Origin of the sequence: Terasakiella brassicae (assembly GCF_014641495.1) — a bacterium.
Classification (GTDB): domain Bacteria; phylum Pseudomonadota; class Alphaproteobacteria; order Rhodospirillales; family Terasakiellaceae; genus Terasakiella; species Terasakiella brassicae.
Window position 1 is genome coordinate 73,922 of record NZ_BMHV01000017.1, and the last position, 12,119, is coordinate 86,040.

At 47.1% G+C, this 12,119-nt stretch carries 10 protein-coding genes and 1 pseudogene; 4 read left to right on the forward strand and 7 right to left on the reverse strand.

The window, feature by feature from the left end; translation table 11 throughout:
* Nucleotide 1: 1 nt before the first annotated feature.
* From IEW74_RS12255 to hutI, 5 genes are all read right to left on the reverse strand, one after another.
* Complete coding sequence (locus tag IEW74_RS12255) at nt 2-406, reverse strand: SxtJ family membrane protein (protein ID WP_188665515.1); 405 nt, start codon at nt 404-406, stop codon at nt 2-4.
* 204 nt (nt 407-610) lie between these two features.
* Nucleotides 611-1,564, reverse strand: coding sequence for a formimidoylglutamase (hutG, locus tag IEW74_RS12260; RefSeq protein WP_188665518.1), 954 nt, complete (start codon nt 1,562-1,564; stop codon nt 611-613).
* Nucleotides 1,565-1,621: 57 nt separating this feature from the next.
* On the reverse strand, nt 1,622-3,289 hold the full coding sequence (gene hutU / locus IEW74_RS12265; RefSeq protein WP_188665520.1) for a urocanate hydratase: 1,668 nt from the start codon (nt 3,287-3,289) through the stop codon (nt 1,622-1,624).
* Nucleotides 3,290-3,308: 19 nt separating this feature from the next.
* Complete coding sequence (gene hutH / locus IEW74_RS12270) at nt 3,309-4,850, reverse strand: histidine ammonia-lyase (RefSeq protein WP_229734341.1); 1,542 nt, start codon at nt 4,848-4,850, stop codon at nt 3,309-3,311.
* Nucleotide 4,851: 1 nt separating this feature from the next.
* A complete protein-coding gene (gene hutI / locus IEW74_RS12275) occupies nt 4,852-6,054 on the reverse strand; it encodes an imidazolonepropionase (protein WP_188665523.1) in 1,203 nt (400 codons plus the stop codon).
* 171 nt (nt 6,055-6,225) lie between these two features.
* Here hutI and hutC point away from each other — a divergent pair, with 171 nt between their 5' ends.
* Nucleotides 6,226-6,930, forward strand: a complete 705-nt coding sequence (hutC, locus tag IEW74_RS12280) for a histidine utilization transcriptional repressor HutC (RefSeq protein ID WP_229734342.1) — start codon at nt 6,226-6,228, stop codon at nt 6,928-6,930.
* A gap of 38 nt (nt 6,931-6,968) precedes the next feature.
* Here hutC and IEW74_RS12285 read toward each other — a convergent pair whose 3' ends face one another.
* Nucleotides 6,969-7,559: a hypothetical protein gene (locus IEW74_RS12285; protein WP_229734343.1), complete on the reverse strand. Its 591-nt coding sequence runs from the start codon at nt 7,557-7,559 to the stop codon at nt 6,969-6,971.
* 60 nt (nt 7,560-7,619) lie between these two features.
* A pseudogene (locus IEW74_RS17645) lies at nt 7,620-7,781 on the reverse strand (helix-turn-helix domain-containing protein); the annotation flags it as partial.
* Between the two features lie 221 nt (nt 7,782-8,002).
* Between IEW74_RS17645 and IEW74_RS12290 the strand changes: the two are divergent.
* The 3 genes from IEW74_RS12290 (at nt 8,003) to IEW74_RS12300 (ending at nt 12,002) form a co-directional block, all read left to right on the forward strand.
* On the forward strand, nt 8,003-9,403 hold the full coding sequence (locus tag IEW74_RS12290) for an aspartate ammonia-lyase (protein WP_188665529.1): 1,401 nt from the start codon (nt 8,003-8,005) through the stop codon (nt 9,401-9,403).
* Between the two features lie 10 nt (nt 9,404-9,413).
* The gene (locus IEW74_RS12295) at nt 9,414-10,433 is read left to right on the forward strand and encodes an asparaginase domain-containing protein (RefSeq protein ID WP_188665531.1); all 1,020 of its coding nucleotides are present in this window, start codon (nt 9,414-9,416) and stop codon (nt 10,431-10,433) included.
* 546 nt (nt 10,434-10,979) lie between these two features.
* Nucleotides 10,980-12,002: an amino acid ABC transporter substrate-binding protein gene (locus IEW74_RS12300; protein ID WP_188665533.1), complete on the forward strand. Its 1,023-nt coding sequence runs from the start codon at nt 10,980-10,982 to the stop codon at nt 12,000-12,002.
* Nucleotides 12,003-12,119 lie beyond the last annotated feature (117 nt).

A 12,119-nucleotide genomic window follows, 5' to 3' on the forward strand; every position in this document is an offset into this window, starting at 1 on the left:
CTCAAAACTGGTTTTTCATGGAATGATCGGACTTTGGTCGTTCCAGCCAATAACTTGAGGCCGCTTTGTCAATCTTTTGCCCTAGCAGATCTTTACCAGCAAGGCGCATGATTAATCCGATGGGAACGACGGTAAGAATAAATAGAATGGTCATAACAACCGGAGCAACAATACCCCCCAGTAACAGTCCAAACTTAAACCAGACCCGGTTGGGAATAGTGAGTATTTTGGGAAAGAATAAACCAGCGAACAAAAAGGCAATAGATAATCCGCAAGCCCAAATTAGGACGGGCTGCCCTTTTAATGTCGGCAAAAAAGCTATGATTGCAAAAAATATAGCGAACACAATACCGAAATTGCGTTCAGACCCCATTTTTACGACAACGTGACTTGTATTTTCAGACATTGAGGATTCTTTCACATGTTTTTTAGTTTCCTAGCAAAATATAGAACGCAGGTAAAGAAATATTGAACCTATCCAGGCTCAGAGCGCATTGGTTGAGATAAAAGATAAAAATGCGAAAATTCAGACCGTTGAAAAGAAAGTGGGAGCACAGTTATCATGCTATATTGTGACAGGTTGCCAATATTTCAGTTGCAAACAAAAGTTTTACCGAACAGGTCCAGTCATCGCTCGTGTAATTTTATCGCATAAGCGGGCGGTGGTTTTTGCGCCATGCTGATCAATGTCGTGTTTGGGGCTAAATTCGACAAGATCGGAAAGTAACCATTTGATCTTTTTTGTTGCAAGGTGAGTGATGATGTCTTCGATTATTTCGAGGCTGACCCCGTAAGGTGCCGGGGCGCTAACGCCAGGCATTTGCCAATGGGGTAAAACGTCGAGATCGACGCTTAAGTAAAGATGATCACAGCTTTCTAAAAAACGATCTATTGTGTCTGTGACCTGATGGAACAAGTGAGGGCGAATTTCCGTATCCAGCATATATTGGACATCCCATTCCCGACTACGTTCAAATAATGCCTTTGTATTGGATATCTCAGAGATGCCAAGACAAAGGTATTTCATTTTTTGACCGCGTTGCGCCAACATTTCATGTATTTGATAAAAGGGAGTACCGGAGGAAATGCCATTTTTACCGGGTTTTCTCAAGTCGAAATGCGCATCCAGATTGATGATGCCAATTGAGGCATTTGTGTCTTTTTTTAAATAATTGAGCAATCCGGTGAAACTGCCGACTGCGGTTTCATGTCCCCCGCCGAGAACAACAACTTTTGTGTCTTCTTTTAATGCACGTTCGACTTCTTCGCCCAATTTGATTTGCGCCTGTGCAAGGTCAAGACCAACAGGGGTGTTTTGTCGATCATAGATGTGTCCGTCCATGCCATGCCATGCCATATTAGCCAAGGCCGCGCGGATTGCATCGGGCCCCTGTTCTGCGCCGGGTCGACCCTTATTGCATCTTACGCCCAAATCACAAGGGAAACCAATGAGGGAAGCAAAGTTATCTGGCTGAGGAGATGTTGTGACGATTTGGTGCCATCTTTTGGCATACTCGCCATCTTCAGGGTCCACCCTGCCGGTCCAGGTAAATTGTTTGCTCATTGGTTGATATCCTTTCCGCAGTAAAGCCCCGACATGTTAGCCGGGGCTTTATATGCATTATAAAATAGCAGGCAGGTTCAGTTCATGTTCGCGTGCGCATTCTTTGGCAATTTCATATCCTGCATCGGCATGACGCATAACCCCGGTGGCCGGGTCATTCCATAAAACGCGCTCAAGTCGTTTGGCGGCCTCATCTGTCCCGTCTGCACAGATGACGACACCCGAATGCTGAGAGAACCCCATACCGACACCGCCGCCATGATGCAGGCTTACCCATGTTGCGCCGGATGCGGTATTCAGTAAGGCATTTAAAAGCGGCCAGTCTGAAACGGCATCTGATCCGTCTTTCATGGCTTCTGTTTCGCGATTTGGCGAGGCAACAGAACCGGAGTCTAAATGGTCGCGCCCAATAACAACGGGGGCGGAAAGCTCGCCGTTTTTAACCATTTCGTTAAACGCGAGACCAAGACGATGACGGTCCCCCAGACCAACCCAGCAAATACGGGCAGGCAGACCTTGAAATTCTATGCGTTCGGCGGCCATATCCAACCAGTTATGAAGATGTTTGTTATCCGGTAAAAGCTCTTTCACTTTCGCATCTGTTTTTCGGATGTCTTCTGGATCACCGGACAAGGCGGCCCAACGGAAGGGACCGATCCCTTTGCAGAAAAGAGGCCGGATATAGGCTGGAACAAAACCGGGGAAAGAAAAGGCGTTTTCCAAGCCTTCTTCAAAAGCCATTTGGCGGATGTTATTGCCATAATCCACTGTGGGAATGCCACGTTCTGAAAAAGCAACCATTGCTTCGACTTGTACTTTCATTGAGGCGCGGGCCTCTCGTTCCACACGTTTGGGGTCACTTTCGCGGCGTTCCAACCATTGCGACATCGTCCAGCCTTGGGGAAGGTAACCGTTGATCGGGTCGTGTGCGGAAGTCTGATCCGTCACAAGGTCCGGTTTTATCCCACGCCGGACTAACTCAGGGAAAATGTCGGCGCAATTACCCAAAAGGGCAACGGATTTGGCTTCCCCTGCGGCAGTCCATTTTTCGATTAAGGCGAGGGCGTCATCAAGACTGTCTGTTTTTTCATCGACATAGCGTGTACGTAGGCGGAAATCGATACTGTCAGGGTTACATTCAACCGCAAGGCAGCAGGCACCCGCCATGACGGCCGCCAAGGGCTGTGCGCCGCCCATGCCACCCAATCCACCGGTTAAAATCCATTTGCCCTTTAGATTGCCGCCGTAATGTTGGCGTCCGGCTTCAACAAATGTTTCATAAGTGCCCTGAACGATGCCTTGAGAACCGATGTAAATCCATGATCCGGCGGTCATTTGGCCATACATCATCAATCCGGCTTTATCCAGTTTGTTGAAATGGTCCCAGTTCGCCCAATGGGGGACAAGGTTTGAGTTTGCAATCAGGACCCGTGGCGCATCTTCATGTGTGGTGAAGACACCAACGGGTTTACCGGATTGCACCAAAAGGGTTTGGTTACTTTCGAGTTTGCGCAGTTCGTCTGCGATTATGTCGAAATCTTTCCAAGTGCGGGCGCATCGACCAATGCCGCCATAAACAACCAGTTCGTTCGGGTTTTCAGCAACATCTGGATCAAGGTTGTTCATCATCATGCGCAAGGGGGCTTCTGTCAGCCATGATTTCGCACTGATTTCAGGGCCGCGCGGGGCGCGTACTTCACGGATATTATGACGGGGGTTCGACATTCTTAATCTCCAGAATAACTTATGATTTGATTTTTAAATGAGGCAGCACGTCCATGCCTGCTGCTGTGCACATGGTTCCGTTGCCAAGTAAGATGGCCGCTGTTTCAAGGTCCGGTGCCAAGTAGCGATCTTCAACAATGGCGGGAATTTGCAAGCGAATTGTTTCGATAACAGCTTTCAGACGTTGGCTTGTTTCCAAGGGGGCACGAAATTCAACGCCTTGGGCGGCGCATATGGCTTCGATCCCTAAAATATGTTCGAGATTGGTTGTCATGGGCAGCAGACGACGCGCCCCATGACAGGCCATAGAGACATGATCTTCCTGATTGGCAGAGGTCGGCGTGGAATCAACAGATGCGGGATGCGACATTTGTTTATTTTCAGACATTAGGGCGGCCGAGGTTACTTCTGCAATCATCAGGCCTGAATTCAATCCCGGTTTGGGCGATAAAAAGGCTGGTAGGCCGAAACTCAACGCGGGATCAACCATCAAAGCAATGCGGCGCTGGGCAATGGCACCGATTTCGGATACCGCAATGGCGATTTGATCGGCGGCAAAGGCAACCGGTTCTGCATGAAAATTACCGCCGGACACGATGGAGCCGTCACTTAGGGTAAGGGGGTTATCAGTGACGGCATTGGCTTCTATTTCTAAAGTTTGTGCGGCTTGTCTGAGAAGATCCAGCACCGCACCCATGACTTGAGGCTGGCAACGGATGCAATAAGGGTCCTGTACACGTGTATCATCATCACGATGTTCATCGCGAATTTGCGACCCACTCATAAGATTACGCAATGTTTCTCCCGCATCAATTTGGCCGCGATGTCCACGCAACGTGTGAATGTCCGGGTGAAAAGGGGCGGAAGACCCCATTGCCGCATCGGTCGACAAGGCACCTGTGACTAAAGCCGATTGCGCACAATTCCATGCTTTAAACAGGCCAACCAAGGCCAAGGCAGTGGATGTTTGTGTTCCGTTGATCAAGGCAAGCCCTTCTTTCGGGCCTAGGGTAATGGGGCTAAGATCCGCTTTGGCAAGGGCTTCTGCGCCACTCATGCGTACACCGTCATAGAAGGCTTCGCCTTCGCCCATCATAACGGCTGCCATATGTGCCAAGGGAGCAAGATCGCCGGAAGCCCCGACAGAACCTTGTGCCGGAATAAGGGGAATAACGCCTTTTTCAGACATATTTTCCAATTGTTCAATCAATTCCCAGCGAACACCGGATGCCCCACGCCCCAAGGAGAGCAGTTTTAACGCCATGATAAGGCGCACTGTGCCTTCATCCAAAGGATCGCTCACGCCACAGCAATGAGATAAAATAAGGTTTCGTTGTAATGTTGCGGTATCTTCGGCCGGAATTTTAATACTGGCAAGTTTGCCAAAGCCGGTATTGACACCGTAAACGGCTTCGTCCCCGTTCGCGGCTACTTCAATCCGCTTGGCGCTTTTTTCCACCGCTTTTTTAAAAGAACGATCAACTTTAATCGGGGTATGTTCTTTTAAAATATTTTGCAACTCGTTTAAGGACGCATGTCCCGGCATAAGGGTAAGCGACATTTTATGCATCTCCATAGATACGTTTGATAAGTGGGTTGTAGCCGATGCGGTAGGCCAATTCGTTGGGATGTTCGACGTTCCAGATTGCGAGGTCCGCAATCTTTCCCGTTTCCAACGTGCCGATCTTGTCTGAAAGACCAAGGGCTTGTGCACCGTGGCGGGTTACACCTGTTAATGCTTCTTCCGGTGTCATACGAAACAAGGTGCAGGCCATATTTAAACAGAGTAATAAGGAGGTCAGGGGAGAGGACCCCGGGTTGCTGTCGCTGGCAATTGCCATAGGAACCCCGTTTTTACGTAAACCGTCAATCGGGGGCAGTTGGGTTTCGCGTAATGTGTAAAAAGCACCGGGCAAAAGAACGGCAACAGTTTGTGAGGCTTTCATCGCTTCAATGCCATCCAAGCTTAAATATTCCAAATGGTCGGCAGACAAGGCATGAAAAGAGGCGGCGAGAATTGCCCCTTTTTGGTCACTGAGCTGTTCGGCATGAATTTTAACGGGCAGATTTAATTCTTTAGATAAGGCAAAGACGCGCTGGACCTGAGCCGGAGAAAAACCGATTGTTTCGCAGAAGGCATCAACGGCATCGACAAGCCCTTCTTTGGCCGCTTGTGTCAAGGCTGGCAGGCAAATTTCATCAAGATAAGCGTCTGCATTTCCTTTATATTCTTGCGGTACAGCATGCGCCCCCAAGAAAGTTGTTTTGATCCGAATAGGTCTGAGAGTTTGCAGACGTCGTGCGGCACGCAGCATTTTAAGCTCATCGTCAATCGTCAATCCATAACCGGATTTTATTTCAAGGGTTGTTACCCCTTCTGCAATGAAATGATCGAGACGGGGCAGGGCGGTCTGAACCAATTGATCTTCGCTTAGATTGCGGGTTTGTTGGACGGTCGATACGACCCCGCCGCCAGCCAGCGCAATATCTTCATAACTGGCGCCCTGAAGACGCATTTCAAATTCCTGTGCCCGATTACCCCCATAGATAAGATGTGTGTGACAGTCAATCAGGGCAGGAGTAATCAGGCGCTGGTTTACGTCTTCCTGTTCCCAAATCTGGTATTTCATCGGAAGGGCAGAGGATGACCCAACCCAATCAATCTTTCCATTCAAGACAGCAATTGCACCATTGGGGATAAGGCCATAGGGCGATGATGGTGTCATTGTCGCGATTTGTGCGTTGATGAAAACTTTTGCGTTCATCTGTTGACCTCTGAAACATAAGTTATGTACATAATATTTATATGTATATACAAATAAGTCAATTGTAAAATCAATTGGCGTTAAACTGAATTTATTGCACAATAGGTCTGCTTATCTGAAATTGGACCTTAGGGAGTTGATTTCAATTCCTTTTAGAAAGAGATACGAGACGTGAATAAGGGGCGATTATCTTCTTTCCAAATGATCAAGGATGATCTTCTGGAAAAAATTAAGGCTGGTCATTGGTTACCGGGGGAGACGATTCCCGGTGAAGAAAGTTTGGCTGTTGAATACGGGTGTTCGCGTATGACTGTGAACCGCGCCATTCGTGAACTTGCATCTGAGGGGATTGTCGAGCGCCGTCGCAAAGCTGGAACACGTGTTGCGTTGCAATCTGGTCGGTCGGCAAAAATCAATATTTCTATTGTGCGTAAGGAAATTGAGGCACGCGGGGCAACTTATCGCTACGTTCTTTTGGAAAATGAGGAAAGGTTTCCGCCTGAGGGCGTGCGTGCGAAGCTTTCTATGAAGGAAAAAGAAAAAGCACTGCATGTCAGATGTTTGCATTTTGCGGATGAAACGCCATACCAATATGAAGACCGCTGGATTAACTTGACGCGCGTACCAAGCGCGGCTCAGCAAAGCTTTGAAGACACTAACCCAAATGAATGGCTTATTCAGGAAGAACCGTTTTTAGAAGCCGAACACGTGTTTTCTGCACAACTCGCGGATGAACAAATGGCTGATCTTTTGAATGTGCAAATCGGCGCAGCCTTGTTTGTGATTGAAAGACGCACGTGGCAAGGGGCCGATACGATAACTGCGGTAAAGCTCAGCCACCCCGGTGATAGTTACCGACTGGTTTCTCGTGGCTGAGGTTTCCCCTTTATTTATGTCTGAGTGAACCTGAAACTCTAATGGCGCGCCCTGAAATGCCATTCGTTTGGTGCAATGCTATTGACAAGAGCCTCTTTTAGCGGGGCGTCAATTTCATCTCCTGCCGGGTCGTAAAGACCGCAAAGGGATAAGGCGCGATGTTTGTTTATGGATCGGCCAAGATATTCATAAACAACGCGTGTACAACACGGCATACGTTCACCACTGCCAGAAACACCAAGTTTAAGGCCGCTCAGGCGAGATAACTTGTTTCTGAAGGTGGGGAATAAAATTGTTTCGGTGATTTCGTATCCGGTTCTTGCTTCGTAATCGATCAGGAAAATCCGATCCGTCAGAAAAAAGGCTACACCGTTGTAAACCCCATGACTAATAACGTGCTTTGAGGCTTCCTGAAAACGTTCGGTCCGTTGATAATAGACACCGTCTTCTTGGCGTTCTATGCAAATGAGTGTTCGCAAAATCTTGCCGGGGGAAGACAGGGAATAATAATATTCAAAATAATATCCCAGATATTTTTCAAGGTTAGAATCCCCGGTGCGGTGCAGTTTGGTCAAATGTTCCAGTTCCGGGTAGTTACTTCTTTCAATGGTTTGCGTTCTGGGTTTCACTTGGAGTAAACGCTGAAATTGGTCATGAGGTAAGAGAAATTCAAACTCTTCCATGCCAAAAAAATCGCATAACCGCATCATGGCATTGGCGGATGGTTTGTGCCGCCCGCTCAGGTACCGATTAAACTGGGCCCTGTTTAATTTGAGGCGGCGGCAAACCTCGGCGATAGACTTATAATACCCGCATGCAAATCTTAAATTCTTTGCGAAGTGGTCAGTCATGGAAGCAGGCCCTTATGACACGATCAATAAATGAGGGCGGGATTATAAAAAAATCCCATAAAATCTCAATATAGCACACTAGCGCACTTTGATGCACTATTTGCGTCTTTTTGCACCTTTTTGTACCGGGGTGCCAAATTGTCATTCCTTTTTCTTCTGTCCTAAATTGAAAGAAAAGACGCGAGGACTTTGTGTTTCTTCAAATCAAAGGAGGTTTTTCTGTGAGACAACGTATAGAGCATGATCTTTTGGGTGATCTGGCGATTTCTGCGGATGTTTGGTACGGGGTGCAAACACAACGCGCCGTCAATAATTTTGCCATAACCGGAATACCGATCAGCCACTTTCCCGAACTGGTGAAGGCACTGGCGATGGTGAAATGGGCGGCGGCCAAAGCCAATGGTGATTTATGTTTGTTGGATAAAGATAAAGTGGATGCCATTGTTGCGGCTTGTCGCGATATTTGTGAAGGGCATCTTCACGACCAGTTTGTTGTTGATGTTATTCAAGGGGGCGCCGGGACATCAACCAATATGAATGCCAATGAAGTGATTGCAAATTTGGCGCTGGCAAAATTAGGTTTTCAAAAGGGGGATTATAGACACCTACACCCCAATGATCATGTCAATCGGTCTCAGTCGACCAATGATGCCTATCCTACGGCCGCCTGTCTTGCGATTCAATTTGCGGTTGACCCTTTGATTGAAACGATCTCAAGCCTGATAACAGCCTTTTATAAAAAAGGAACCGAATTTAAACAGATCGTGAAAATGGGACGAACCCAATTGCAAGATGCTGTTCCCATGACCTTGGGTCAGGAATTCGAAGCGTTTGGCGTGACGCTGGGAGAAGACATATCGCGTTTGCGTGAAGTAACAGCCTTACTGTGTGAAGTTAATTTGGGAGGGACAGCCATCGGGACCGGTATCAATACGCATCCTGATTATGCAAATTTGGCTGTTGGACATTTGGCATCGATTTCTGGAAAAGAGATGAAGTTAGCGGCAAATCTTGTTGAAGCCAGTTCCGATATGGGCGCGTTTGTTGCTTTTTCCGGCATTCTGAAACGGTTTGCGATTAAGTTAAGTAAAATTGCCAACGATCTGCGATTATTGTCAAGTGGGCCGCGTACAGGGATTGGTGAAATTAAACTGCCGCCGATGCAGCCGGGGTCTTCTATTATGCCGGGTAAAGTTAATCCGGTTATTCCTGAAGCGGTTAATCAAACGGCTTATCAAGTCATTGCCGGTGATTTGGCGGTTACTTTGGCCGCAGAATCCGGGCAATTACAATTAAATGCGATGGAGCCTGTTATCATTTTTAACATTTTAAATTCGATAAAAATGTTAAAAGAAACCTGCTTGATGTTTGAAACACGCTGTATTCAAGGTATTCAGGCAGATGAGGAACGATGTGCTTATCTTCTAAACCAAAGTATTGGGACGATTACGGCACTGGTCCCACATATTGGATATGCAAATGCATCCCGAATTGCCCAAACGGCACTGCATACGGGTGAGACGGTCCGCTCCCTTGTTGTGAATGAAGGGATTTTAAGTGCTGAGGAATTGGATAAATTGCTCAGTCCGCAATCTATGCTGACACCGCAGTTTTTGTCGTAGGGAGGTCTAAATGAAAAAACCACGCATTTTAATTGTGTACACAGGCGGCACGATCGGCATGCGCCAGACCGATCATGGCTATGAACCTGTCGAAGGATTTGCAGACCTCTTAACCCGTCGATTAGAAGGGCGCACGTTAACCCCTTTGCCGGATTATGATCTGATTGAATTTGATAATCTTATTGATAGTGCAAACCTCCATCCAACAGACTGGACGAAGATTGCGGGAACCATTATTGCCCATAAAGACAAATATGATGGATTTGTGATCCTGCATGGTACCGATACGATGGCTTATACCGCATCGGCACTTTCTTTCATTTTGTTGGGGTTGAATAAACCCGTTATTCTCACAGGTGCGCAAATTCCATTGATTGAGTTGCGAAATGATGCCTTTCCCAATGTCGTGACCAGTTTGATGTTGGCGGCAGATTATGACATTCCGGAAGTCTGTTTATATTTCAATGGTCGTATTATGCGCGGAAACCGATGTCGTAAATTAAAAAGTGCCGGATTTGACGCGTTTGATACACCAAATTTCCCGTGGCTGGGCACTGTGGGGATCAATATTGATATTCGTACAGAACTTTTACTGAGAAAAAAGACACCGGATTTCCATCAAAAAGAATTTCAGGCAAATTCCGTTGCAATGCTGCAACTTTATCCAGGTATTGATGCGCATATGTTTCGAGGGATGCTGGATAGCGAAGATCTAAAGGCTTTAATCATCTTGTCCTATGGGGTTGGCAATCCACCAAACAATAATAAAGGTCTCATTGATTTCTTGGCGGCGGCCCGTGCCAAAGGCTTGGTTGTCCTGAATGTCTCACAATGTATTGAAGGGGCTGTGCATCAAGGTGCATATGCTACAGGGGAGACCTTTAATCAAATCGGTGTTGTCCCTGCCTTGGACTTGACCTTGGAAGCCGCCTTTACGAAGTTGCATTTTTTAATCAGTAAGGGGTGTAATAGTGATCTTATCCGGCGTGAGTTGCTGGTGCCTTATTGTGGGGAATGTAATCCTTTGTGAGTCAAAACCTAACGATGTTGGATATTACGACCTAACAAAGTATAAGGCGGTGCATCTTGATGTATCGTCTTTTTTTGTTTGAATTTTTATTTCTTAAATGGTGCAACGTGATGCGCTTTGTGCGTTTGATAGCGTAAGAAGTGCACCATTTGCAAAATTCTAGAGCCAGATACTCTCGTCTATAAAAAATACAGAAAATAAAAAGAGGCGATTTGTTGGAATTGTTGCAGTTGCGAACTTGTCTGTGCAATTTTATTCTGATTATTTCGATAATGTAGAATAAAGTTTGAAAAATGAGTGTTTTTCTGCTGACAAAACAAACAAATTCAAAGCCCGCTCTAGTATGCTTGTTATCCGTAGAGTCTCAGTCACAAACATCGAATGTAATGGTGTTCGGTTTGGGGATGATGTTTCTACGGACATTATAATAAATGGCACAAGCTATACATAACTGCGAATTTAATCAAAACATGGAGGTGTTCAGTTTTACACGCCGATCTTTGGTCTGGAAGAAAACTGGATTTCATTTCTTAGGAGAATTTAACTATGAAAAAAACTTTGTCTGTCCTGACGGGCGCATTTGTTGTTACGGCTGTTACGGCCACCGCAGCAATGGCGGCCAGCACCCTTGATACGGTAAAAGCACGCGGTGAGTTGCTGTGTGGTGTTTCTGCCGGTCTTCCGGGCTTCTCTCTGCCTGATGAAAAAGGGAACTGGACAGGTCTTGATGTGGATACGTGCCGTGCGGTTGCGGCGGCTGTTCTGGGTGATGCCAACAAAACGAAGTTCATTCCGCTGACCGCGAAAGAACGTTTCACCGCATTGCAGTCCGGCGAGATTGACATGCTGTCTCGGAACACCACATGGACACACACACGGGATACCTCTTTGGGTCTGAACTTCACCGGCGTGAACTATTATGACGGTCAAGGCTTCCTCGTTCAAAAAGAACTGGGTGTGAAATCTGCGCTGGAATTGGACGGCGCGTCCGTTTGTATTCAGGCCGGGACCACAACCGAATTGAACCTTGCGGATTATTTCCGTCTCAACGGCATGAAATTCAGCCCGGTTGTTTACGATACGGCGGACCAGACCATCCAAGGGTTTGCGGCGGGTCGTTGCGACATTTTGACCTCTGACCAATCCCAGTTGTACGCGTTGCGTTCCAAGCTGGACAACCCCGATACAGCCGTTGTTCTGCCGGAAGTTATTTCCAAAGAGCCGCTCGGCCCGGTTGTTCGTCAAGGTGATGACCAGTGGTTTAACATTGTCAAATGGACCTTGTTTGCACAAATCAATGCGGAAGAAATGGGTCTGACCTCTGCCAATATCGATGCGGCCATGAAAAGTGAAAACCCGTCCGTTCAACGTCTTGTCGGCACAAGCGGTGATGCGGGTGCGAAGCTTGGCCTGGGTGCAAACTGGGCGTTTGATGCTGTGAAACAGGTCGGTAACTACGGCGAAATGTTTGATCGTAACGTTGGCCCGAACACACCGTTGCAAATCTCTCGTGGTTTGAACGCGTTGTGGTCTAAAGGTGGTCTGCAGTACGCTCCGCCGGTTCGCTAGGATCACACGGTAGTTGATATATGGGTGAGTGTGTTTTCTGCGGAGATTTCCTCGGCTAACACACTCACTTTTTCTTTTTTTAAGAGTTTGGAGTGTGCATATGTCGCAAACAAAGAA

What these genes read in the sequence shown, in the direction of transcription:
- IEW74_RS12295 (WP_188665531.1), top strand. Translation starts at nt 9,414, where the DNA reads ATGAAAAAACCACGCATTTTAATTGTGTACACAGGCGGCACGATCGGC.
- hutG (WP_188665518.1), bottom strand. Translation starts at nt 1,564, where the DNA reads ATGAGCAAACAATTTACCTGGACCGGCAGGGTGGACCCTGAAGATGGC.
- IEW74_RS12300 (WP_188665533.1), top strand. Translation starts at nt 10,980, where the DNA reads ATGAAAAAAACTTTGTCTGTCCTGACGGGCGCATTTGTTGTTACGGCT.
- hutI (WP_188665523.1), bottom strand. Translation starts at nt 6,054, where the DNA reads ATGAACGCAAAAGTTTTCATCAACGCACAAATCGCGACAATGACACCA.
- hutH (WP_229734341.1), bottom strand. Translation starts at nt 4,850, where the DNA reads ATGTCGCTTACCCTTATGCCGGGACATGCGTCCTTAAACGAGTTGCAA.
- IEW74_RS12255 (WP_188665515.1), bottom strand. Translation starts at nt 406, where the DNA reads ATGTCTGAAAATACAAGTCACGTTGTCGTAAAAATGGGGTCTGAACGC.
- hutU (WP_188665520.1), bottom strand. Translation starts at nt 3,289, where the DNA reads ATGTCGAACCCCCGTCATAATATCCGTGAAGTACGCGCCCCGCGCGGC.